Origin of the sequence: Paenibacillus sp. LPE1-1-1.1 (genome assembly GCF_040676435.1) — a bacterium.
Taxonomy (GTDB): Bacteria; Bacillota; Bacilli; order Paenibacillales; family Paenibacillaceae; genus Pristimantibacillus.
The window spans coordinates 182,000-207,426 of sequence record NZ_JBEGHY010000001.1 but is presented as its reverse complement, the minus strand read 5'-3'; the positions used below and the strand labels follow the sequence as shown (position 1 = coordinate 207,426).

The 25,427-nt window shown below is 46.8% G+C and carries 21 protein-coding genes; all 21 read left to right on the top strand.

Features of this window, described 5'->3' with window-relative positions; translation table 11 throughout:
* The first annotated feature begins 24 nt into the window (after window positions 1-24).
* The 21 genes from MRBLPE1_RS00990 (at window position 25) to MRBLPE1_RS00890 (ending at window position 25,352) form a co-directional block, all read left to right on the top strand.
* Window positions 25-4,332, top strand: a complete 4,308-nt coding sequence (locus MRBLPE1_RS00990) for a PolC-type DNA polymerase III (RefSeq protein WP_364140397.1) — start codon at window positions 25-27, stop codon at window positions 4,330-4,332.
* A 169-nt stretch (window positions 4,333-4,501) separates the two neighbouring features.
* Entirely contained in the window at window positions 4,502-4,963 is a 462-nt protein-coding gene (gene rimP / locus MRBLPE1_RS00985) for a ribosome maturation factor RimP (RefSeq protein ID WP_364140395.1), read from the top strand.
* A 39-nt stretch (window positions 4,964-5,002) separates the two neighbouring features.
* Entirely contained in the window at window positions 5,003-6,100 is a 1,098-nt protein-coding gene (nusA, locus tag MRBLPE1_RS00980) for a transcription termination factor NusA (protein WP_141500740.1), read from the top strand.
* Window positions 6,101-6,142: 42 nt separating this feature from the next.
* Window positions 6,143-6,457, top strand: coding sequence for an RNase P modulator RnpM (gene rnpM, locus MRBLPE1_RS00975; RefSeq protein ID WP_364140393.1), 315 nt, complete (start codon window positions 6,143-6,145; stop codon window positions 6,455-6,457).
* Window positions 6,444-6,776, top strand: coding sequence for a L7Ae/L30e/S12e/Gadd45 family ribosomal protein (locus MRBLPE1_RS00970; protein ID WP_364140391.1), 333 nt, complete (start codon window positions 6,444-6,446; stop codon window positions 6,774-6,776). Before rnpM ends, MRBLPE1_RS00970 begins: the two co-directional genes overlap by 14 nt.
* A 61-nt stretch (window positions 6,777-6,837) precedes the next feature.
* Window positions 6,838-9,402: a translation initiation factor IF-2 gene (gene infB, locus MRBLPE1_RS00965; RefSeq protein WP_414698840.1), complete on the top strand. Its 2,565-nt coding sequence runs from the start codon at window positions 6,838-6,840 to the stop codon at window positions 9,400-9,402.
* Window positions 9,403-9,409: 7 nt separating this feature from the next.
* Entirely contained in the window at window positions 9,410-9,766 is a 357-nt protein-coding gene (gene rbfA, locus MRBLPE1_RS00960) for a 30S ribosome-binding factor RbfA (RefSeq protein ID WP_364140386.1), read from the top strand.
* Entirely contained in the window at window positions 9,763-10,752 is a 990-nt protein-coding gene (locus tag MRBLPE1_RS00955; protein ID WP_364140383.1) for a DHH family phosphoesterase, read from the top strand. The genes rbfA and MRBLPE1_RS00955 overlap by 4 nt, the downstream gene beginning before the upstream one ends.
* A 3-nt stretch (window positions 10,753-10,755) precedes the next feature.
* Window positions 10,756-11,670, top strand: a complete 915-nt coding sequence (gene truB / locus MRBLPE1_RS00950) for a tRNA pseudouridine(55) synthase TruB (protein WP_364140381.1) — start codon at window positions 10,756-10,758, stop codon at window positions 11,668-11,670.
* Between the two features lie 44 nt (window positions 11,671-11,714).
* On the top strand, window positions 11,715-12,662 hold the full coding sequence (locus MRBLPE1_RS00945) for a bifunctional riboflavin kinase/FAD synthetase (protein ID WP_364140378.1): 948 nt from the start codon (window positions 11,715-11,717) through the stop codon (window positions 12,660-12,662).
* A 209-nt stretch (window positions 12,663-12,871) separates the two neighbouring features.
* Window positions 12,872-13,141, top strand: coding sequence for a 30S ribosomal protein S15 (gene rpsO / locus MRBLPE1_RS00940; protein ID WP_053375765.1), 270 nt, complete (start codon window positions 12,872-12,874; stop codon window positions 13,139-13,141).
* A gap of 149 nt (window positions 13,142-13,290) precedes the next feature.
* On the top strand, window positions 13,291-15,399 hold the full coding sequence (gene pnp / locus MRBLPE1_RS00935; protein ID WP_364140374.1) for a polyribonucleotide nucleotidyltransferase: 2,109 nt from the start codon (window positions 13,291-13,293) through the stop codon (window positions 15,397-15,399).
* Between the two features lie 204 nt (window positions 15,400-15,603).
* Entirely contained in the window at window positions 15,604-16,602 is a 999-nt protein-coding gene (locus MRBLPE1_RS00930) for a polysaccharide deacetylase family protein (RefSeq protein WP_364140371.1), read from the top strand.
* Window positions 16,603-16,725: 123 nt separating this feature from the next.
* A complete protein-coding gene (locus tag MRBLPE1_RS00925) occupies window positions 16,726-17,994 on the top strand; it encodes a M16 family metallopeptidase (protein WP_364140368.1) in 1,269 nt (422 codons plus the stop codon).
* The gene (gene dut / locus MRBLPE1_RS00920) at window positions 17,975-18,418 is read left to right on the top strand and encodes a dUTP diphosphatase (RefSeq protein ID WP_364140366.1); all 444 of its coding nucleotides are present in this window, start codon (window positions 17,975-17,977) and stop codon (window positions 18,416-18,418) included. Before MRBLPE1_RS00925 ends, dut begins: the two co-directional genes overlap by 20 nt.
* 131 nt (window positions 18,419-18,549) lie before the next feature.
* A complete protein-coding gene (dpsA, locus tag MRBLPE1_RS00915) occupies window positions 18,550-19,449 on the top strand; it encodes a dipicolinate synthase subunit DpsA (protein ID WP_364140363.1) in 900 nt (299 codons plus the stop codon).
* Window positions 19,446-20,033 carry a dipicolinate synthase subunit B gene (locus tag MRBLPE1_RS00910; RefSeq protein ID WP_364140360.1) on the top strand — a complete coding sequence of 196 codons (588 nt, stop codon included), beginning with the start codon at window positions 19,446-19,448 and terminating at the stop codon, window positions 20,031-20,033. Before dpsA ends, MRBLPE1_RS00910 begins: the two co-directional genes overlap by 4 nt.
* A 31-nt stretch (window positions 20,034-20,064) precedes the next feature.
* The gene (locus MRBLPE1_RS00905) at window positions 20,065-21,099 is read left to right on the top strand and encodes an aspartate-semialdehyde dehydrogenase (protein WP_364140357.1); all 1,035 of its coding nucleotides are present in this window, start codon (window positions 20,065-20,067) and stop codon (window positions 21,097-21,099) included.
* Between the two features lie 59 nt (window positions 21,100-21,158).
* A complete protein-coding gene (dapG, locus tag MRBLPE1_RS00900) occupies window positions 21,159-22,373 on the top strand; it encodes an aspartate kinase (protein ID WP_364140354.1) in 1,215 nt (404 codons plus the stop codon).
* Window positions 22,374-22,399: 26 nt separating this feature from the next.
* A complete protein-coding gene (gene dapA / locus MRBLPE1_RS00895; protein ID WP_364140351.1) occupies window positions 22,400-23,275 on the top strand; it encodes a 4-hydroxy-tetrahydrodipicolinate synthase in 876 nt (291 codons plus the stop codon).
* Window positions 23,276-23,672: 397 nt separating this feature from the next.
* Window positions 23,673-25,352, top strand: a complete 1,680-nt coding sequence (locus MRBLPE1_RS00890) for a ribonuclease J (protein WP_308994507.1) — start codon at window positions 23,673-23,675, stop codon at window positions 25,350-25,352.
* The last annotated feature ends 75 nt before the right edge of the window (window positions 25,353-25,427 follow it).

Genomic DNA, 25,427 nt, shown 5'->3' with positions numbered 1-25,427 from the left:
TCGGATCTTAAGGAGTTGATTTTTTTGGGCCAAACCGCGGACAATCGGCAGCGCTTCGAAATGCTATTACAGCAATCGGGGCTGCCGCAAGAACTTATACAATCTTATTTCCAAGATGGATATATTGAGCAAGTCATAGTAAGCAATAGTAACCGTGAATGGACGTTTTGCATCCGCAAAACGTCCATGGTGCCTTTACAGGCCTATAACGGTCTTTGTCAAGCGACGCGTGTCAAGTTTGAACATATTGCCGCAGTCAAGTTTCTATTTATCTATGATTCTGTCGTAGAGACCGAGTCTATCGTTTTGCAATATTGGGGTTTATTTATGGAGTGGGCACAGCGTGAGATCGCTTCGGTTAACGGCTGGCTCCAAAAAGCAACGATAGCGGTGGAAGACGAAACATTAATATTATCTTTACTCGATAATACGGGTTTAGAGCTTGCCCGCAAAAAACGTCTTGATGAGGAAATTATCCGATTTTATAATGACCATTTTCAGCGTGCCTGCAAGGTTAAAATGATTGTCAGTGAGTCCAGGCAAGAAATTTTGGATGAATACGCGCTTAAAATCGTGCAGGAAGAACGTGAGTATGTACAAGAGCTTATGGCTAGTTCCCAATCAGAGTCCGACCTTGTGGATGATGCGGAGATCAAGCTTGCGGTCGGGTACGATATTCGCGAAGAGCCTGTACCTCTAATGAATATTATAGAAGAAGAGAAGAAAATTACCGTGCAGGGCGCTGTATTTGGGTTAGATGTAAAAGAGCTGCGTAACGGCAGCACGTTATTTACGTTTAACGTAACCGACTTCTCGGATTCTATTGCCATGAAAATGTTTGCCAAAACGAAAGATGACGTAAAAATATTGAGCCAGCTCGCCAACGGGAAATGGATCAAGGCACGCGGCAGAGTCGAATATGACCGCTTTATGCAGGAACCGGAGCTCGTCATGATGCCGAATGATTTGCATGAGGTCAAATCGCCTCCCGACCGAATGGACAAGGCCGAAGAAAAGCGCGTCGAGTTTCATCTTCATACGACAATGAGCGCGATGGACGCGGTTACGCCAGTTGATGTATATATTAAGACTGCTGCCAAATGGGGACATAAGGCGATTGCGGTTACGGATCACAGCAATGTGCAATGTTATCCGGATGCGAATAAGTCGGCCAAAAAGCATGGCATCAAAGTGCTGTTCGGCGTTGAAGCTAATATCGTTAACGACGCGGTGCCGATGGTATTGGAATCCAGGCCAGAGCCGCTAGCTACAGCTACCTATATCGTTTTCGATATAGAGACGACCGGTTTATCCGTTATTAATAACAAAATCATTGAGCTTGCCGGCGTAAAGATGCGAGAAGGCAAGGAAATAGATCGTTTCTCTACCCTGATCGACCCGCATGAAAAAATTCCTTACCATATTCAGCAGCTGACTAATATTAATGACGATATGGTTAAAGGACAGCCTGAAATTGAACCGAAACTTCGTGAATTCATTGAATTTATTGGCGATGATGTGCTCGTAGCGCATAATGCGCGATTCGATATCGGTTTCATTCAAGCGAATTGCAAAGCGATTGGCTTGCCGGAGGTCAAAAACCCCGTGCTGGATACGCTTGAACTGGCTAGATTTATTTTTCCGACGCTCAAAAACCATCGCTTGAACACATTAGCGGATAAATACAAAATTAGTCTTGAAAACCATCACCGCGCCGTGGATGACTCGCTCGCTCTAGGCGGCGTGCTGTACGGTCTTATTGCGGATGCTGCTGAACGCAATATTACGAATCTTCATCAGCTTAATGATTACGTGGGCATTGACTTATCCAATTCACGTCCTTTCCATAGCAATATCTATGCGTTAAACGCAGTCGGCAAGAAAAACTTATTCAAGCTTATTTCTCTGTCGCACACGGAACATTTCAAACGCGTTGCGACAATTCCGAAAACGAAGCTTACGGCGCACCGCGAAGGCTTGCTTGTCATTTCGGGCTGCGAGAAGGGCGAGTTTTTTGAAACGGTATTGAACAAATCGTATGAAGAAGCTCTTGAGGTAGCTCGCTTCTACGATGTTCTAGAAATTCAACCGATTGATTTTTACATGCATCTAGTAGAGAAGGGTCTTGTCGGAAGCAGAGCCGAGATCGAGCAGGCCCACCGACGAATTTGCCAAATCGGCGATGAGCTGGGGAAACCGGTTATCGCAACCGGCAACGTACATTACCTGAATCCGCGGGATAAAATGTACCGTGACATTACGATCCACGGGATTACGGGCTTTAGCCCATTGAAAAGCATACGAAAGCCCGATGCGCATTTCCGTACAACGGAAGAGATGCTGGAGGAATTTGCTTTTCTAGGTGAAGCGCGTGCCCGTGAAGTTGTTATTACGAATACCGTGGAGCTTGCCGATCGTTTCGAGCCGTACGACATGTTTCCTACAGGACTGTTTGCTCCTAACATCGAAGGCGCCGACGAGGAAATCCGCAACACGTGCTATGATACGGCAAAATCAATGTATGGCGAAGATTTGCCGCAGGTTGTCATCGATCGGCTGGAAAAAGAACTTATTCCGATCATTAAATTTAAATTTTCCGCGAACTATTTGATTTCCGAGAAGCTCGTGAAGAAATCCAATGCGGACGGTTATCTGGTTGGTTCCAGGGGTTCCGTAGGTTCTTCGGTCGTTGCAACCTTCCTTGGTATTTCGGAGGTTAACCCGCTGCCCGCGCACTATTTGTGCAAAAACTCGGATTGCCGCCACAGCGAATGGTTTCTGGACGGCAGCATTCCGAGCGGCTTTGACCTCCCGGATAAATTATGTCCGAAATGCGAGAAGCCGATGAAGGGCGAAGGCCAGGATATTCCGTTCGAAACCTTTCTTGGATTTAAGGGCGATAAGGTTCCCGATATCGATCTTAACTTCTCCGGGGACTACCAGCCGGTTGCCCATAACTATACGAAAGTATTATTTGGGGATAAAGCGGTATTCCGGGCAGGCACGATCGGTACGGTTGCCGAGAAAACGGCTTACGGCTTCGCGAAGAAGTACGAGGAAGAGCATAGCAAAAAATGGCGCGGCGCTGAGCTTGCCAGACTTGCAAACGGCTGTACGGGCGTAAAACGAAGCACGGGACAGCATCCAGGCGGTATCGTCGTTGTTCCCGACTATATTGAGGTTGAAGACATCACACCTGTGCAATTCCCGGCGGATGACGTGAATGCCGAATGGAAAACGACGCATTTTGATTACCATGCGTTCGATGAGAATTTGCTTAAACTGGATATCCTCGGTCATGATGATCCAACCATGATGCGGATGCTGCAGGATTTAACGGGCGTCGACCCCACATCGATTCCGATGAATGATCCTAAGGTCATGAGTATGTTTAACTCTACGAATGCGCTCAATATCCCGGGCGAGAAGATACGGTCTTCCGTTGCTACGTACGGAGTCCCCGAGATGGGCACAAAGTTCGTACGCCAAATGCTTCAGGAAACGCAACCGTCTTCCTTCGCCGATTTGCTGCAAATTTCCGGTCTGTCGCACGGAACGGGCGTATGGCTCGGAAATGCGCAGGAACTCATCAAAAACGGGACCTGCAACATCAAAACCGTAATCGGGTGCCGGGATGATATTATGCTATTCTTGATTTATAAGGCCGGGATGGATGCCGGTCTGGCTTTTAAGATTACGGAAAGCGTGCGTAAAGGTAAAGGTCTGACGCCTGAATGGATCGATGAAATGAAGCGGTGCAAAGTACCTCAGTGGTATATTGATTCCTGCCTCCGCATCGAGTACATGTTCCCGAAAGCCCATGCTGCCGCCTATGTCATATCGGCGGTTCGAACCGCCTACTTTAAGCTTTATTATCCGATTGAGTATTACGCTACTTATTTCACGGTAAGAGCGGATGATTTTGATTTAGAGCTGCTATGCCAAGGGTATGAAGCGATTTTGCGGAAGCTGATCGAAATCGAAGCCAAAGGGTTTAATGCGCTCCCTAAAGAGAAAAACATGGTGTCACAGCTGGAAATGTCTCTTGAGATGACAGCTCGCGGGTTCTCCTTCAAGCCCATTGACCTTTACCGCTCCGATGCTACGAAGTTCCTAGTAGACGGCGATTCGCTTATTCCGCCATTTGCTGCAATAGCCGGTATCGGGGATAACGCGGCACGCAATATCGCGGCATCCAGAAATGATGGGGAATACCTTTCCATCGAAGATTTCCAAATGAAATCCAAGGCGACAAAGACGATAATCGAGGTGCTTGGGAACATGGGCTGCTTCCGAGGATTGCCTGAATCTAACCAGCTTTCTCTGTTCTAGACAAGGGTGAGTTAGAAAAGATTTCTTGTCACTATAGTGCGGTTATGTTATAATTTTTCTGGCAATGATGATGATAAAGACTTTGATGCAGAAGAGTGGGGAAACCCACTCTTTACGTTTTGTAAACGGCAAAATGGCATAGTGCGTATAAACAGGAGGTCAACTGAATTTGAGTACATCCAAAATCAAAGCCGCTGTACAGGAAATGGTTCTGCCATACCTCAGCAGCAATGGATTTGAACTGGTTGATATTGAGTATGTCAAAGAAGGCAGCAACTATTTCCTTCGCATATTCGTGGATAAAGAGGGCGGAATCGATATTGATGATTGCGGTCGCATCAGCGAATTCATGAGCGAGCAATTGGATAAAAACGATCCCGTTACCGACGCATATTTCCTTGAGGTTTCTTCACCTGGAGCTGAAAGACCGCTTAGGAAAGAAGAAGACGTACGTAAAGCTATCGGTAAACACGTTTACATAACGACATATGAACCGATCAGCGGCGCTAAAGAATTTGAGGGGCTGCTGCTTTCATTTGACGGGGAAAGTGCCGTTGTGCGTACGGGCAAGAAGGAGTATACGATTCCTTACGATAAGGTAGCCGGAGCAAGACTGGCTATCGTATTCTAAATATTCGCTTTTTATATTGAAAGGGGGAAATCCAGTCCAATGAGCATGGATTTTATTGAAGCACTACAGGAAATAGAAAGAGACAAAGGGATTACGAAGGACGTACTCCTCGAAGCCATTGAAGCGGCGCTGATCTCTAGCTACAAAAGAAATTTTAATACGGCTCAGAACGTGCGCGTTGATATCAACCGCCACACTGGCGTCATAAAAGTATATGCCCGCAAAACGGTTGTTGACGAGGTGCTTGACCCTCGTCTTGAAATTACGGTTGAGGCATCCCGTGAAATCAACCCGCATTATCAACTCGACGACATCGCTGATATCGAAGTTACACCTCGCGATTTTGGTCGCATAGCCGCTCAAACGGCGAAGCAAGTGGTTACGCAGCGCATTCGTGAGGCTGAGCGCGGACTGATCTATAACGCTTTTATCGATAAAGAGGAAGATATCGTCAACGGTATCGTGCAGCGACAGGATGTTCGCAACCTATTTGTGGATCTTGGGAAAGTCGAGGCTGTATTGCCATTGACGGAACTTATGCCTACGGATAAGTTCAAGCACGGCGACCGTGTAAAGTCATACATCACAAAAGTGGAAAACACGACTAAGGGTCCTCAAATCATTTTATCCCGTACGCACCCTGGTTTGCTTAAGCGTCTATTCGAGCTTGAAGTGCCCGAAATTTATGACGGCGTCGTTGAAATTCGTTCGGTAGCCCGCGAAGCTGGTTTCCGTTCTAAAATTGCGGTACATTCCCGTAACACCGAGGTTGATCCGGTGGGTTCTTGCGTCGGTCAAAAAGGACTGCGCGTTCAGACGATCGTAAACGAGCTTAAAGGCGAGAAAATCGATATCGTTCGTTGGTCTGAAAGCGTGGACGAATATGTTGCGAATGCACTCAGCCCTTCAAAGGTGCTTGAGGTTATTGTATTCGAACAGGAGAAAATGGCTCGCGTTATCGTGCCTGACTACCAGTTATCGCTAGCTATCGGTATTAAAGGCCAGAATGCAAGGCTTGCTGCCAAGCTTACCGGCTGGAAAATTGATATAAAAAGCGAAACGCAGGCGGAGCAGGAGTATGGCCGTCCGAAATCCTTGACTACGGTTATGCATCAGGATTCGGTCTCCATCGATTAATCGTTAAAAGCGTCAATTCAACTGGCAGAGGAGGGGTGTACAATGAGACCGAGAAAAGTACCGCTTCGCAAATGCGTCGCTTGTCAGGACATGAAGCCGAAGAAGGAACTCATTCGGATTGTGCGGACACCGGCCGAAGAGGTGCAGATTGACCTGACAGGCAAAAAAGCAGGCCGCGGTGCGTATTTGTGCGGAAAAGTGAGCTGCTTTAAACTAGCGAAAAAATCCAAAGCGTTAGATCGTGCGCTGAAGCAGCATGTTGGCGAGCATATTTACGATCAGCTCGAACAGGATTTTGTAGCGGTAGAGGAGCAGTTTATCGCGAATAAGGAGCTGATAAGCGATGAAGCAGAATAAAAGCTTATCACAGCTTGGCATGGCTATGCGTGCGGGAAAGCTGATAACTGGCGATGAAATCGTACTCAAAGCTGTAAGAAATAAACAGGCGCATCTCGTTATAATAGCTGGAGATGCTTCCGAAAATACTAAGAAAAAATTTCGTGACAAATGCAACACCTACGGAATACAACTCGCCGAAGCATTCGACCGTGAGCAACTAGGAAAGGCGATAGGTAAGCCGGAACGGGTTGTGCTTGCGGTAACCGATATGCAGTTCGGAAAAATGATTGCGAGTCATCTGAGCCATAATACGGAGGTGGATCATATTGGACAATAAACAAGACAGCAAGGACAATAAAGATAAGCTGCGCGTTTACGAGTATGCCAAGTCACTTAATATGAGCAGCAAAGAAATTATTACGATACTAAAACGACTTGATTTGCCGGTGAATAACCATATGAGTGTTATGGAAAATGAGATGGTAAACAAGGTCGAAGGTTTTTTTCGCAATATTAAACAAAACGCAGCCGTTAAACGGGCACAGGAAACGACAAGCGTGTCTGTTTCCTCCGCACAGCCTGCCGCTAACAAGCCGCAATCGCAGCAGCCGCAGCAGCAGGAACGGAAGCCGCAGCTAGTACAAGAAACAAAAAATACTAATCAAGACAGACAGGGGCCTATGAATTCTATTAATACGAAACCACAAAACAACCAACAGCAGTCCGAACAGCGACCAGCAGGACAGCAAACCAATCGTCCAGCGCAATCATCCAGCAACAACCGTCCATCGCAAGGAAACAGTAATTCCAGCCGTCCAAGCCAAGGACAAGGCGGACAAGGCAGCCGTCCGGCACAATCTGGCGGCGGTTCCAGCCGTCCAGGACAAGGCCAAGGCGGACAAGGGAATCGTCCAGCTTCATCTGGGCAAAACCGTCCATCGCAAGGCGGGCAAGGAAACACGGCAAGCCGTCCTAGCGCTCCGCGTCAAGACGCAACAAGCCGTCCTGCTCCATCGGGTCAAAGCCGTTTTGATTCCAAACCGGCGCAAGGCCAAGCACGCGGCAACGACAACAGAAATGCAAGACCTGGACAAAAAAGATTTGAAGACGGCAAACCAGGCGGTTTCAGAGGCAACAACAACAACCGGGGCGGCCAAAAAGGTCGTGGCGGCAAGTTCCAACAACAGCCTCCACGCGAGAAAATTGACAATACGCCTAAGAAAATTATCGTTCGCGGTACTATGACGGTTGGCGAATTGGCAAAATTACTTCATAAGGATGCATCAGAAGTTATCAAAAAACTGATTTTCCTTGGCGTAATGGCTACAATCAACCAAGAAATCGACATGGATGCGATTCATTTGATCGCAACCGATTATGGCGTTGAGGTTGAAGTAAAGATTCCTGTTGAGGAAGATTCCTTCGAAACGGTTGAAGAGACGGACGAAGATGAGGATCTGGTTTCTCGTCCTCCTGTTGTTACCATCATGGGTCACGTTGACCATGGTAAAACAACCTTGCTCGATGCGATCCGCAAAACAAACGTAACCGGCGGAGAAGCTGGCGGAATCACGCAGCATATCGGTGCATACCAAGTCGAAATCAACCATAAAAAAATCACATTCCTTGATACGCCTGGTCACGAAGCGTTTACGCTTATGCGTGCCCGCGGTGCACAGGTTACGGATATTACAATTATCGTCGTTGCAGCCGATGACGGCATCATGCCTCAAACCGTTGAAGCGATCAACCATGCTAAAGCAGCCGGCGTTCCGATTATCGTAGCGGTCAACAAAATCGATAAACCGGAAGCTAACACGGAGAAAATCAAACAAGAAATGACTGAATATGAACTCGTTCCGGAAGAGTGGGGCGGCGATACTATTTTCGTCGAGGTTTCCGCTAAACAAAGAATTGGTCTTGAAGGACTTCTTGAAATGATTTTGCTGGTTGCAGAAGTTAATGATTACAAAGCCAATCCGAACAAACGCGCACGCGCAACGGTTATCGAAGCTGAGCTTGATAAAGGTAAAGGCCCGGTTGCCCGTATTCTCGTGCAGCACGGTACTTTGAAAATCGGTGATGCTTTTGTCGCGGGTAACTGCTTCGGACGTATCAGAGCTATGGTTAATGATAAAGGCCGTCGCTTAAAAGAAGTCGGTCCTTCGACTCCTGTAGAAATTACAGGCTTAACCGAAGTTCCGCAAGCCGGAGATCCGTTCATGGTGTTTGAAGATGAGCGTAAAGCCCGTGACATTGCTGACCGCCGTTCCATTAAACAGCGTCAATCGGATATGGGTGCCAATACACGCGTAACGCTTGATGATCTGTATAACCATATCAAAGATGGTGAAATTAAAGACCTGAACGTTATTATTAAATCAGACGTTCAAGGCTCTTCCGAAGCTCTGAAAGGCTCGCTTGCCAAAATTGACATCGAAGGCGTACGCGTAAAAATCATCCACAGCGGTGTTGGCGCGATTACGGAATCGGATATCATTTTGGCATCAGCTTCTAACGCAATCGTCATCGGATTTAACGTTAGACCTGATCCGCAAGCGGAAGCAACGATTGCACAAGAAAAAGTCGATGTGCGTATGCACCGCGTCATTTACAATGTAATCGATGAAATCGAGCAAGCCATGAAAGGTATGCTTGATCCGATCTACAAAGAAGTTGTTATCGGTCACGCAGAGGTTCGTAACGTATTTAAAGTTACGAAAGTCGGAGCAATTGCGGGTTGTATGATTACTTCCGGTAAAATTACCCGTTCTGCAGAAGCGCGCCTGATTCGTGGCGGCATCGTGGTCTTCACGGGTAAAATTGATTCCCTTAAGCGTTTCAAAGATGATGCCAAAGAGGTTGCACAAGGCTACGAGTGCGGTATAACGCTTGATCGTTACAACGATGTTCGCGAAGGCGATACGATCGAAGCGTTTGTCATGGAGACAGTAGAGAGGTGAGTATAGTATGGCAAAAATCCGGGTAGGACGGGTCGGCGAGCAAATTAAAAAAGAGCTGAGCCAAATTATACAGACAGAGCTTAAAGATCCGAGAATCGGTTTTATCACTGTTACAGGTGTCGAAACGTCGAGTGATCTTTCGCAAGCTAAAGTATTTCTAAGCGTACTGGGCAGCGAAGAACAGAAGGAAGCTACGCTAAAAGCACTCGCCAGCGGAACCGGATTTATCCGCACGGAGCTTGGCAAGCGTATGCGACTGCGTCACACTCCGGTATTGCTGTTCAAGTTCGACAGCAGCATTGAGTATGGAAGCCGAATCGAGGCTTTGCTTGAAAACATTAATAACGGGAACTCGGCTCGATGATGGAACAGAGCAGCTATTTGAAGCAGTTGGATGATGCTTTGGCATTCATGCGGTCATACGATGAGTTTTTGGTCGTATCCCATGTGCAGCCTGACGGTGACGCTATAAGCTCTACTGTCGTCGTAGGCTGGCTGCTTCAGAAGCTGGGTAAAACCTTTGTACTGATCAATGAAAGCGAGCTGCCGACTAGACTTAATTTTTTGGATCAATTCGATTCGATTATCAGCTATAAGAATGCAGTACCCGAACGAAAATTCGATGCGGTAATATCGATTGACTGCGCGGATTTTAAACGAATTGGAGAGGTATCAAGCAGTTTTGCACCCGATGCAAAGCTGCTTAATATCGATCATCATCCAACGAATAACGGGTTTGGTACTGTGAACGTCATTCGGGCAGAAGCGGCAGCAACCGTTGAGATCTTGTTTGACTTAATAGAGCGAGCAGGCATTTCATGCGATTTGCCATGCGCAACGGCCATTTATACCGGTTTGTTAACCGATACTGGCGGTTTCCGTTATTCCAACACAAGTCCTCGCGTCATGCAAATTGCTTCGCAGCTGCTTGCGCTAGGAGTATCAGGAAATGAGCTGGCCGATCATCTGCTTGAGAAAATGACCATGGCAAAGCTTAAGCTTCTCCAAATTGCGTTGAACCGCCTAACCTTCACGGATAACCTGGAAATTGGGTGGGTCCATATTGGCAAGGATGATTTGCGCAATACGGGTGCCGTGCCTGAAGATCTCGAAGGCATCGTGAATTATGCACTTAATGTTGACGGGGTTGAAGTCGGCATTTTGTTTAAAGAAACTGAGGACGGCGCAGTTAAAGCAAGCTTGCGCTCCGCAGGCAAAGCAAACGTTGCTGCAATTGCGCAAGCATTCGGCGGCGGCGGTCATGTACGAGCAGCGGGCTGTAAGCTTGATGGTCCTTTAACGAATTCGATACCTGAGTTAGTGGAAGCAGTTAGAAAGGCGTTGGTTTAATCGATGGACGGCATTTTGGCAGTTTGGAAGCCTGAAGGCTGGACTTCTCACGATGTGGTTGCTAAAGTTCGCCGATTGTTAAAAATGAAGCGGATTGGACATGCAGGAACGCTTGATCCTATGGTGACTGGCGTACTTCCTCTATGTCTCGGGCGAGCAACGAGAGTTGTTGAATATGTGCAAGAGAGACCTAAGTCGTATGAAGCGGTATTACAGCTAGGCATAGCCACGGATACGGAAGATCTAACCGGAACCGTGATTGAACGCCAAGATGTAATAACGGTCTCGGAGGACGAGGTTCGACGTGCTTTGGCTCGTTTTACAGGGGAGATTGAACAAGTTCCTCCAATGTATTCCGCAGTCAAGATTGACGGCAAACGGTTATATGAACTTGCAAGAGAAGGTAAAACGGTCGAGCGAAAATCGCGTAAAGTAACGATTCATCAAATTGAACTGTTGGACATGCAGCTAGAACTCGAACAGCCGAAAATTACATTTTCCGTCGTATGCTCAAAAGGTACATATATCCGAACGTTATGTGTGGACATCGGTAAAACGCTTGGAGTCCCTGCAGCAATGGCTAAACTGACAAGAACCATGTCGGGAGGCATAACGAAGGAGAGCTGCTTGACACTCGAGGAAATCGAGAAGCTGCAGCAAACGGGTGAATTAAGCAGTCATCTCATTGCCGCCGATGAAGCGATTACCCATCTGAACCGTGCAATCGTACCTGAATCTATCGGTAAGCTTGCTTTAATGGGGCAGAAGGTTAATCTTGCTCATTCAGATCTAGATAAGTCCTTAATCCTTGATGAGCAGCTAGTACGTCTTTATAATGAACATAGCTCATTTTTGGGTATTTTTCAGATAGACTTGAGAGCTGCCGTTCTCAAGCCGGTTAAAGTCTTTTCGGCATAGCTTTTTGATATAGAAAGTTAAGAGGAAATGCAGGTGTTTCAGCGTTGGAAATTATTCCATTAAGTTTTCCTTTAAACGGTTTGTCCACGTTATCGCTGGACAAACCGCTTTCCATAGCAATCGGTCATTTCGATGGTGTCCATCGCGGTCACCAAAACGTCATTCGCCGTGCCGTTAATGAGGCAAAAGGCTCCGATATGCTATCGGCGGTTTTGACTTTTGATCCGCATCCGAAGGAAGTGCTGGGACAAGGAGAGCAATACTATCGTTGTCTCACGCCTCTGGACGTTAAGACGGCACTATTCGCAGAGCTCGGTGTCGATCTTGTGTTTATTATGAGATTTGATCCCGAGTTTGCTTCGGTATCGCCTGAGCGTTTTGTCGATGAGGTACTGCGCACGCTTCGAGCTAAAAACGTAGTTGTCGGCTTTGACTTTAATTTTGGCCATAAAGGCTTAGGCAACTCGGATGCGCTAAAGCAGTTAGGCCATCCTGACATTTCCGTTCATGTCATAGAGCCTCTGTTCGAGAATGGCATTAAAGTCAGCAGTACTTATATTCGGGAAGCGCTTGAACAAGGCGACATCAAATTGGCAGAGCGTCTGCTCGGACGTCCGTACGAAGTGACGGGAAGCGTCGTACATGGAGATAAAAGAGGCCGGACAATCGGTTTTCCGACAGCTAACCTTCAAATAAACGGTCCCTATATCACGCCAAGATTAGGTGTTTACGCGATAACAGCTTGGATCGGAGACAAAGCATATCCCGGAGTCATGAATTTCGGCTTGAAGCCAACGTTTAACAAACAGGAGCTGCAGCCGGTAATGGAGGCTCACTTGTTTGATTTTGACTCCGATATCTATGGTGAGCAATTGCGTTTGCAATTTCTTTCGTTTATCCGTTCAGAGAAGAAGTTCGACTCTATTACGGAGCTCATCGAGCAAATCGGCTCTGATTCAAGACAGGCGAAGGAAATACTCGGCTACAACTAAGTTTCCATTCGGATGGTTGATTAGCAGGTTGTTCGAGAGTCCAAAGATATGCTTCTCGACATTTGTCCATCATATGTGTTATACTATACAACGTTGTGAGTAGTCATGCATCTTGCATGCACGAACACTAACTTAACCTTAGCTTGGATGTCCGTTCTCACCGACGGCTTCGTGGCTAATGGCGATTATCAAGAAGGAGGTGAATTAGGATGGCAATTACACAAGTACGTAAAAACGAACTGATTGAGACGCATAAGACACATGCAACTGATACCGGTTCTCCGGAGGTTCAAGTGGCTATCCTGACTGAAAACATCGTTAACTTGACTCAACATTTGCGGGAGCACAAGAAAGATCATCATTCCCGTCGTGGTTTGCTCAAGATGGTAGGTCAGCGCCGTAAGCTGCTTGCATACCTTAAAAACAATGATGTTAGACGTTACAGCGCATTGATCGAAAAACTCGGCCTACGCCGCTAAAACATGCGTAATGAAAAGCAACCTGGTTGTCCAGCCGTCCGGGAATAACGGATGAGTGGATTCGGGTTGCTTTTTGTAATAGGGAAACCCTGGGAAAAAGTGCCCTTGCAGTGAAATATACTAAAATACATACCTATAGGAGGGATATAATGGTACAACGAATCGAGATGGAAGTAGGCGGAAGACCGCTATCCATCGAAACTGGCCGTCTTGCTAAGCAAGCGAATGCTGCAGTAACCGTGCAATATGGCGATACTGTCGTATTGTGTACGGTTACGGCATCTGCAGGTCCGAAAGATTTGGATTTCTTTCCGCTGACCGTTAACTATGAAGAGCGTTTGTATGCTGTCGGTAAAATTCCTGGCGGATTTATCAAACGTGAAGGCCGTCCAAGCGAGAAGGCGATTTTGTCCAGCCGACTTACGGATCGGCCTATTCGTCCGTTGTTCCCGGAAGGTTTCCGGAACGATGTACAGGTTATGAACATTGTAATGAGCGTGGATCAGGATTGTTCTCCAGAAATCGCTGCAATGATCGGTACATCTGCTGCATTGTCCATTTCTGATGTGCCATTTGACGGGCCGATCGGCGGCGTTAACGTTGGTCGCGTGAATGGTCAATTCGTTATTAACCCAACTGTGGAGCAAAGCCAAGAAACGGATATTTTTGTTGTAGTTGCAGGTACCAAAGATGCAATCATGATGGTGGAAGCCGAGGCGAACGAAGTTTCTGAAGCAGTAATGCTTGAAGCTATTATGTTCGGTCACGATGAAATCAAAAAAATCGTTGCGAAGATTGAAGAACTGCAGGCCGTTGCCGGCAAGCCGAAAATGGAAGTTAAGCTACATACCGTAAATGCTCAAGTGAATGCAGATGTACGTGCTTATGCTTCGGCTGGTCTTGTTGAAGCCATTAAAGTTGAAGAAAAGCATGCACGCCAAGATGCGATTGATGCGGTTAACAGCGCGGCAGTTGCGCATTTTGAAGAGCAATATATCGAAACGCCTGAGCTTTTGTCCGATGTTAAGGAAGTTCTTTACGACATCGTGAAGGAAGAAGTGCGTCGCCTTATTTCTCATGATAAGGTTCGTCCTGATGGCCGTTCACTTGATGAAATCCGTCCAATTGACTGCGATGTTGCCATTTTGCCGCGTACGCACGGAACGGGATTGTTTACACGCGGACAAACACAGGCGCTTAGCATTTGTACGCTCGGAGCAATGGGCGACGTTCAAATCTTAGACGGCATTTCACCTGAAGAAACAAAACGGTTTATGCATCATTATAATTTCCCGCCATTTAGCGTGGGTGAGGCTCGTCCGCTTCGTCCGCCGGGTCGCCGCGAAATTGGTCATGGTGCGCTTGGAGAACGCGCGCTTTCGAAAGTTATTCCTTCTGAAGCCGAGTTCCCTTACACGATTCGTTTAGTTTCCGAAGTATTGGAATCGAACGGTTCGTCTTCACAAGCAAGTATTTGCGCAAGCACGCTGGCGATGATGGATGCTGGCGTACCGATCAAAGCTCCGGTAGCAGGGATCGCAATGGGTCTTATCAAAGACGGCGAGCATTTCGCAATTCTTTCGGATATCCAAGGTATGGAAGACCATCTTGGCGATATGGACTTCAAGGTTGCGGGTACGGCTGAAGGCGTAACGGCTATTCAAATGGATATCAAAATTGCCGGTATTAACCGTGAGATTTTGGAGCAATCACTTGAACAAGCCCGTCAAGGACGTATTTTCATACTTGGCAAAATGCTTGAAAGCCTTCCGACTACTCGGACAAGCTTATCCAAATATGCGCCTAAGATTTTGACGCTTCGCATTAATCCGGACAAAATCCGTGATGTTATTGGCGCAGGCGGAAAAATCATCAATAAAATTATTGAAGAAACGGGCGTTAAAATCGATATTGAGCAGGATGGAATGGTATTCATTGCTTCTTCTAATGAAGAGATGAACCAGAAGGCTAAATCGATTATCGAAGGCATTGTCAAAGAAGTCGTTGTTGGTGAAATTTACGTTGGTACGGTTAAACGCGTGGAGAAATTCGGTGCTTTCGTTGAGATTCTGCCGAATAAAGATGGACTTGTCCATATTTCGCAGCTTTCGACTGAACGTGTTGCCAAGACGGAAGATGTCGTGAACATCGGAGATCAAATCAAGGTTAAAGTTACTGAAATTGATCAACAAGGCCGAATCAATTTGTCTGCTAAAGTACTAATGACGCCTGAGGTTTCCACGCAACAAACGCAATAAGCATTTTCGAGATACGACATAGCTTTATGAGAAGAAAAGAGACAGATTCGATCTGGCTCTTTTTTTGCTTTGTCCTCTTCATACTCCCACGCGGCATGCTTATCCATTTGCATAATCTCGTCCAACATTTCATACACATGAATTAACATGCTGGAATAAGGTCAAGCTTAGTAGGCATACAGGACGATTATGGGAGTGGAAATGATGATGGTGAGAAAAGCGGCCATAGTTGCAGCAAGCATGCTTATGGTGCTTGCGTTCGTAAGCATGAATGATGACGTATCACATTTTCTTGCTTCATTGAAATATAAAGAAGTAAAAGAGGCTTCTGCGCAAGTTTCGTATTCACAGTCAGAGCGTGAAAGATTGCTTTCGCTTATCAACGCTGAAGCAGAGAAACGCAATATCCCGCCTGTTAACGCGAGGATAGATCGTGTCTGGAGGGCCATCCCCGGATATAATGGCTTGGAAGTTGATGTGGAGAAAACATTGGAAGCCGCATTGCTGGCTCCTCCTGCAGATTCGATTCCATACATTTATAAAGAGGTGGAACCGGAAATAAAGCTAAATGACTTAGGACCGCATCCGATTTATCGCGGTAATCCGAATAAAAAAATGATCTCACTGATGATTAACGTAGCCTGGGGCAATGAATACATCGATTCGATCTTAAACACGCTTAAAAAGGATAAGGTGAAGGCGACTTTTTTCCTTGACGGCAGCTGGCTCAACAAAAATGCGGAGCTCGCAAAACGCATACAGGCCGAAGGACATGAAATGTCCAATCATGCTTATACGCATCCTGATATGAGCGCATTAAACAGACAGGCGCAGCACAGCCAAATCGCAAAAACAGAAGCGCTGCTGAGATCCACCCTTAACGTGAATAACAAATGGTTCGCTCCTCCGTCAGGCGCATTTAATCAAGCAACCGTTCAAATCGCCGAGGAGATGGGGTTAAAGACGGTCCTTTGGACAATAGATACGATCGATTGGCAAAAACCGCCGGCGGACACCATCATTCGGAAAATAGCACAGAAGATTGAGCCGGGCGCCCTAATTTTAATGCATCCCACATCCTCTACACGAGATGCGCTTGCTGGCATTATCGCCACAGCAAAAGAGAAGGGATATGCGATCGGCACGGTAAGCGAGACGCTTTCTTCTAAGCGGCTTGAGGCTGCTGTTGAGGCAGCACACTGATTCTGCTATAGTAAAAACATTCATGTTTAAAGATACATGCATAAGAAGTTAGTTTTGTAAGGCGAATTGAAGCGAAAAAACCGTAAGATCCATTTGCCGGACAAAACATAAGGAGGACTAATGATGAACAAGTACACACTTAGTAACGGATTGCGCGTTGTCGTCGAATACATACCGACTGTAAGATCAGTTTCCTTTGGCATTTGGGTCAAAACGGGCTCCCGGAATGAGACGCCTGAAAACAACGGGATCTCCCATTTTATTGAGCATATGTTGTTTAAAGGTACAGAAAACCGTACGTCAAAGGATATTGCTGATTTATTTGACGGCATTGGCGGGAACGTCAATGCTTTTACTTCTAAAGAGTATACGTGTTATTTTGCCAAAGTGCTGGATGAGCATTTGCCGCTTGCAGTCGATGCGCTTTCGGATATGTTTTTTAATTCCCAGTTGGATCCAGAGGAACTGGCCAAGGAAAAAAATGTGATTCTCGAAGAGATTTCGATGTACGAGGATACACCCGATGACAAGGTGCATGACGAAGCTTCGCGTGCTGCTTTTGGCGATCACCCGCTGGCGTATTCGATCTTGGGGCTTGAGGAACGTTTAACCGCGATGACTTCCGAGACGCTCCGAGGATATATGAATGATACGTATACGATTGAAAATGTAGTCATTAGCGTAGCAGGCAACGTGGAAGAGCAGAATTTGCTTGCATTGATGGAGAAGCACTTTGGCAGCTTCAAAAATAGCAAGCCGGCGTCTACGATCGTTACGGCTCCAACATTCCATGGCGATTACTTGTTCTACAAGAAAAAAACAGAACAAAATCATTTGTGTATCTCATTCCCCGGCTGCTCCATAACGGATTCTCATTTGTATGCGATGATTCTTCTCAACAATGCTTTGGGAGGAGGGATGAGCTCCAGGCTCTTCCAAGAAATTAGGGAGAAACGCGGCCTCGCTTATTCTGTCTATTCTTACCATACATCCTATGCGGATACCGGCTTATTCACACTCTATGCCGGGACGGCTCCGAAGCAAACCAAAGAGGTGCTGGATTTGACGATGGAACAGTTGAACGAGCTATCTGTCAAAGGTTTGGGAGAAGATGAATTGCACCGAGGCAAGGAACAGCTGAAGGGCAGCTTGATTTTAAGTTTAGAGAGCACGAGCAGCAGAATGAACCGTTTAGGAAAAAATGAACTTATGTTAGGTCAGCATTACACCCTCGACGAGCTCTTAAAGCGAATCGACTCGGTGGATATGGCAGATGTTATCGAGGTAACAAAACGTATGTTGTCCGTGCCTTTCTCGGTTGCCATGGTTGGCTCTAACGATAAAGCGGCAGCACAGCTGGGGAGGAATCAATTTGTACCAAGTACAGTTTAAGAGACTTGAAGGGAATGAAGATATAGCGGTACCCAAAAAAATGTCTGAATGGGCGGCAGGCTTTGATTTGCAAGCAGCCGTCGCAGAGGCTGTAATCCTGCAGCCGGGCGAACGGCAGCTTATTCCTACAGGCTTTGCCATGGCTATGCCTGGAGAGCTTGAAGCGCAAATTAGACCGCGGAGCGGACTTGCTTATAAGCATGGAATTACATGCTTGAATTCACCTGGAACCATCGATGCGGATTACCGCGGAGAGGTAAAGGTCCTTCTTATTAATTTAGGACAGCAGCCATTTACGATCACGCGGGGAGAGCGAATCGCTCAAATGGTGTTCCAGCAAGTGCCTGCAGTTACGATAACAGAAGCAGCGGAATTGCCGGAAACGGTGCGGGGCACGGGCGGCTTCGGCCATACAGGTGTATAACCGGTAACCATCATATGAAATAAGCTCAAAAAGATCGGGTCATTGGCCTGATCTTTTTTTTATTTTTCACCCCGCTCTGGGCGCAAGCATAAGATGGTCTAAAGCTATTAGCAAGAAAGGAGTGAAGCTTAATGCTAACAGGCGTCCAAGTGCTTTTGCTGGGCGGTGACGCAAGGCAGCTTGAGGTTATACGCAAGTTGACAGAGCTTGATGCTTCGGTTACCGTGTCAGGCTTTGATGGGTTGCATTCATCGCTTGACGGAGCCGTGCAAGCGGAGTTCGAGGAGCAATTGTTCGAATCGGTCGACGCGCTGCTTCTGCCAGCTGTAGGCACCGATGATCAAGGTATTATTCACGCTGTTTTTAGTGACCGCCAGATGCAAGTGACGGACAGTCATTTTTCAAAGTTGCCAAAGCATTGCACGGTTTATACAGGTATGGCAAAGCCTTATTTGCGCCAGCTGTGCGAGCAGTATACCCTATCGTTAGTCGAACTGTTTGACCGTGATGATGTAGCGATATACAACTCCATACCTACAGCGGAAGGCGCATTGATGATGGCGATCCAGAATACGGATATCACGATTCACGGCTCCTCTTCCATGGTGCTAGGCTTCGGCAGGACCGGCTTCACGATGGCCCGGACTTTGAAAGGTTTAGGGTCCAAAGTTAAGGTTGGCGTACGCCGTTCCGAGCAATTTGCGAGAGCTTCAGAAATGGGGTTTGAGCCTTTCTACATCAGCAATTTATTGCAGCATGTAAGCAATATTGACTTGCTTTTTAATACAATTCCGACTATGATAGTCACAGCACAAATTATCGCAAATTTACCTTCGCGGGCCGTTATAATTGACCTCGCATCGAAGCCTGGCGGAACAGATTTCCGCTTCGCGGAGAAGCGCGGAATCAAGGCGCTGCTCGCACCCGGACTTCCCGGTATCGTCGCACCGAAAACAGCTGGACGTATCATGGCGGATTGCTTATCACAGTTGATTTTGGACGATACGATTAAGCGGGGGAATGGGATATGAATTGGTCTGGTATCACGGTGGGTTATGCTTTGTCGGGCTCACATTGTACATTTGCTGAGGTTATGCCTGAAATTAAACGGTTCGTCGATGCGGGTGCGAATGTCGTGCCGATCGTTTCGAATACAATTATGACAACGGACACGAGATTCGGAAAGTCCGAGGATTGGCAATCACAGCTTAAAGCGATTACTGGGAATGATCTTATATCAACAATCGTGCAGGCGGAGCCGCTAGGGCCTTCTAAGCTGCTTGACGTTCTTGTCATTGCACCTTGCACAGGCAACACAACAAGCAGATTAGCAAATGCAATAACGGATAGTGCGGTGCTTATGGCTGCCAAAGCGCAAATGCGCAACGGCCGACCTTTAGTGCTAGCGATTTCCACTAATGACGGACTTGGTTTAAATGCCGCTAATATAGCGAAGCTACTAGTGGCTAAACATATTTATTTTGTTCCGTTCGGCCAAGATAACCCAGTGCAGAAGCCTAACTCGCTAGTTGCCAGAATGGATTTGGTCTTGGAAGCATGCGAAGCAGCCCTACAAGGCAAACAGCTGCAGCCTCTGCTTGTCGAACGGCATTAAGGACACAGGGAAAGAGGGGAGACGACAGCAAATGTCGAATCAGAAATCGTTTAATGTTGCGGTAGTGGGCGCAACAGGCGCAGTAGGGGAACAAATACTGAAATTACTTGAATCCAGAAACTTCCCTATTAAAGAGCTTAAGCTATTATCGTCTGCTCGTTCGGCAGGCACTAAAATTTCATTTAAAGACCAGGAGCTTACGGTTGAAGAAGCCACGCCGAATAGCTTTAAGGGAATTGAAATTGCTTTGTTCAGTGCGGGCGGCGACGTAACAAAGGCTCTTGCTCCGCATGCGGTCGAGCACGGCGCAGTATGTATTGACAATACAAATGCGTACCGTATGGACGAGAACACCCCGCTTGTAGTTCCTGAAGTGAATATCGATAAGGTTAGCGAGCATAAGGGCATAATCGCTAACCCGAATTGTTCGACAATCCAAATGGTCGCAGCACTTAAACCGCTTCAAGACCGTTACGGCATTGCTCGGATTATCGTATCTACCTATCAAGCGGTCTCCGGTGCCGGCAGCCGCGCAATCGATGAAATGCTGCGTCAAACCCAAGCGGCACTTCATGGCGAAGAGGTAAACCCGGCTATTTTGCCGGTAGGCGCGTTACCAATAAAGCATCAAATTGCTTTTAATGCCATTCCTCAAATCGATAAGTTCCAAGATAACGGATACACGCTCGAAGAAATGAAAATGGTACGCGAAACGAAAAAAATCATGGGTGACGAGTCTATCCAGGTTACTGCCACTTGCGTGCGCATTCCTGTCGTATACGGTCACTCGGAATCGCTATATGTTGAGCTCAAAAACGACTACGATTTGGAAGAGGTTAGGCAGCTGCTAGCAGATGCACCGGGGATTACGCTCGTAGATGATCCTGCTAACCAGCAATACCCGCTCGCGACCGACGCTGCCGGCAAGCCGGATGTTTTCGTTGGCCGCTTGAGACGCGATCTAGGGTCTGACCGCGGACTTAATATGTGGATCGTATCCGATAACCTGCTCAAAGGCGCCGCATGGAATGCCGTACAAATCGCCGAACATATCGCAAAAGGTTAATGTATTAAGGAAAGGGTAGCCATTGCTTCTTCCCGGGATCGATCACGGAGGATAATAATATGCGCATCCTGATTCAAAAATTCGGGGGCACCTCTCTATCTACTGATCATGCCAGGGAACATGTTATCCATCACATTGCCAGAGAACGCAGTAATGGCTTTGCTGTTGTCGTTGTGGTATCTGCTATGGGGCGTAAGGGCGATCCTTACGCAACAGATACGTTGCTGCAGGTCATTAAGAACAACGGCGACAGTCTGCCAGCTCGTGAGCGAGATATGCTGCTAGGCTGCGGAGAAATCATTTCCGCAGCCGCTTTATGCAGCTTACTCATTGCGAACGGTATTTCTTCCGTTGTCTTAACCGGCGGACAGGCGGGCATGATTACTGACGAACAATACGGGCATGCCCGAATCAAAGAAATTCGCCCAGACAAGGTGCTTACCCACTTACGCGCTGGTACGGTCGTCATTGTAACCGGCTTTCAGGGAAGCTCAGTAAATGGCGATACCACTACGCTCGGGCGCGGCGGAAGCGATACATCAGCTACAGCACTCGGTGCTGCGCTGCGCGCGGAAATGGTCGATATTTATACGGACGTAAATGGTATACTAACGGCGGACCCTCGCATTGTCGAGGAAGCCAAGCCGCTGCCTGTCGTCAGTTATTTGGAAATATGCAATATGGCTAGGCAGGGAGCAAAGGTTATTCATCCTCGCGCCGTTGAGATTGCTCAGCAGGCACGCATACCTTTGCGAGTCCGTTCTACTTTTTCAAGTGAAACAGGCACATTGGTAACCGATTCCGCGGAGCTGAAAGCAGAGCTCTCGGTAAAGGATAGGCATGTCACGGGAATAGCACATGTTTCCGGTATTACTCAGATATCAGTTAAAGCGATCGAAGGCCGCAACGATGTGCAGCTGCAGGTTTTTCAATCGATGGCAAAACATCATATAAGTGTCGATTTTATTAATGTAACGCCTAGCGGCGCTATTTATACGGTATTTGACAATGATGCGAAACGGGCAGTTGAAGTATTGCAGGAGGCTGGTTTTAAGCCATCGGCAATTAATGGCTGTGCCAAGGTTTCCGTAATTGGCGGAGGCATGAACGGTGAGATCGGCGTAATGGCGCGTATCGTGGAAGCGCTGACGGAACAAGGCATATCGATCATGCAGTCTGCTGATTCTAATACAACGATTTGGGTGCTCGTACGTGAAGCGGATATGGCTGAGGCTCTTCGTTCTCTCCACGCGAAGTTCGAGCTTCATCGATAGAGCAACACTTTCTGGGAGGAATTATGATGGAATTTGGAAGATTAATTACCGCAATGGTTACCCCATTCGATGCGGACGGTCATATTGATTGGGAAACGACCGGCCGATTAATTGATTATTTAATTGAAGAGCAGCAAAGCGATAGTCTTGTCGTTTCAGGCACGACAGGCGAATCGCCGACGCTGTCGGATGAAGAGAAACTTGAATTGTTCCGATTTGCCGTCAAACATGCAAATGGCCGGTGCAAAATAATTGCCGGAACGGGAAGCAACAATACGGCCCATTCCATCCATCTGACCAAAGATGCGGAAGAAGCCGGGGTAGACGGTATTTTGCTTGTCGCTCCTTATTACAACCGTCCTAGCCAAGAAGGACTTTATCAGCATTTTAAAGCGATTGCGGAAGCTACGGCTCTGCCTATCATCTTGTATAATGTAGAAGGCCGTACGGGCGTGAACTTATCCGCAGAAACGACACTGCGCTTAGCGCAAATCGGCAATATCGTTGCTACTAAAGATTGTGCCAATACGGATCAGTTAACCCAAATCATAAGCGGTGCTCCGGATGGCTTCAAACTATATAGCGGTGATGATGGCGCGACATTGCCAGCATTAGCTGTCGGCGGTTACGGCATTATCAGTGTGGCCAGCCATATAGTCGGCGCACAGATGAAAGAGCTGATCGATGCATATCTAGGCGGCAACGTGCAGGAAGCTGCCCGTATTAATGGTCGTTTACATCCTATTTTCAAAGGTCTGTTTTATTGCCCGCATCCTGTACCGAACCCCGTTGCAGTAAAATATGCATTGGGCTTAAAAGGTTTTTCAGTAGGCGGCGTAAGACTGCCGCTGGTTACTGTTAACGAAGCGGAAGCCGCATTCCTACGCAATTTATTGGTATAAATAAACGATTTCGTTTGTTGCAGCCGGTGCGTCCAGCATCGGTTTTATTTTTTTGGGAAGCATATTGGATAATAGCTTTATCGTGTTTCACTTGTATTCCAGCTTTTTCTTCATGTATAATGATTTCAAGTGATTGGGTGCGGCAAATATTTGGAAATGAACTAAACGTCAGAGCGGCATCTGGCGTAACAGATGCATAGGTATCTTCAAAAGAGCATAATGCCTTTGTATCAGTACAAAACAAATTTGCTTTTCCATATGAAGACAATACTTACGAGGCCATTCTAGCTTCGCAAAAATAATTAGATGCTTTAGAAGCCATTATGCTTCGCAAAATTTAACAGAATGATTACGAAGCAATAGCTGCTTCGCAAAATTTTAAGGAGGAAAGATACACTTGTCTAAGAAGAACAACCAGGATAAACTGCTCATTTTTGCACTAGGCGGAGTAGGCGAGATTGGTAAAAATATGTACGTCATCCAGTATAACAACGATATCGTCGTTGTCGATTCGGGCTTGAAGTTTCCAGAAGAGGACATGCTTGGCATTGATATCGTAATCCCAGATATTTCTTATCTAACTGAAAATCGCGACAAAGTTCGCGGTATCATCATTACTCACGGTCACGAGGACCACATTGGCGGATTGCCGTATGTACTGAAAAGCCTAAATGTGCCGTTATATGCGACAAAACTTACACTTGGACTTATTGAAGGTAAATTGAAGGAAGCAGGTTTGCTTGGAGAAACAAAACGCATTCTCATAAACGCAGACAGCGAAATTCAATTAGGAACGATCCGTGCTTCTTTCTTTAGAACAAACCACAGTATTCCGGATTCCGTTGGCGTTAGCTTGGATACCCCAGAAGGTACTGTTGTCCATACAGGTGACTTTAAATTTGACCATACCCCGGTTAATGAGCAATTCGCCGATTTGCAGCGTATCGCTGAAATTGGCAAACGCGGCGTATTGGCATTGCTTTCAGACAGTACGAATGCGGAACGTCCAGGATATACGCCTTCGGAAGCTCAAGTTGGCGACAATCTAGAAGATATTTTCCGTAAATCATCACAGCGCGTTGTCGTTGCGACGTTCGCGTCCAATGTTCACCGGATCCAACAAATTATTAATGCAGCAATTGCTACACGCCGTAAAATAGCCGTTGTTGGACGCAGTATGGTAAATGTTGTCGGAATTGCTTCAGACCTTGGCTATTTGAATATTCCGGAAGGCATGATTATTGAACCGGAAGAAGTTAACAAATTAGCTGCTGACCGTGTTGTCATTTTGTGTACAGGCAGTCAAGGAGAGCCGATGTCGGCACTTACTCGTATGGCACGTTCAACGCATCGCAAGGTAGATATCCTGCCTGGTGATACCGTTATCATTGCTGCAACGCCTATTCCAGGCAACGAACGTTATGTTGGACGTACGGTCGATGAATTATTCCGATTGGGCGCAAACGTTATTTACGGCAATGGATCGGTTTCAGGCGTGCACGTTTCTGGTCACGGCAGCCAAGAGGAATTGAAGCTTATGCTTAACCTGATTAAGCCTAAATACTTCATTCCTATCCACGGTGAATACCGTATGTTACGTCAGCATGCGAAATTGGGCGAAGCAATCGGAATCGAACGCGAAAACATTTTCGTAATCGATAACGGAGATACAGTCGAATTCCAAAACGGAAACGGTCGCAAAGGCTCTAAAGTGCAAGCGGGTAACGTGCTTATCGATGGTTTGGGCGTTGGCGATGTTGGTAACATCGTTTTGCGTGATCGTAAGCTGTTATCGCAGGATGGCATTTTGGTCGTTGTGGTAACTTTAAGCAAGCAAGATGGAGCAATCTTGTCTGGTCCGGATATTATTTCTCGCGGTTTCGTCTATGTTCGTGAATCCGAGGGACTGCTGGATGAAGCAAACCGTATTGTTACATCGACATTAACACGATTAATGAATGATAAAGTAAATGAATGGGCATCGCTCAAAACGAACGTGAAAGACGCGCTTGGACGCTTTTTGTACGAGCAAACCCGCCGTCGCCCTATGATTTTACCAATCATTATGGAAGTATAATTCGACAAATAGTTGATGAAGAGAATCGCTTGTCCAATCCGCAATTGCCGCGGCGGACACAAGCGATTCTCTTTT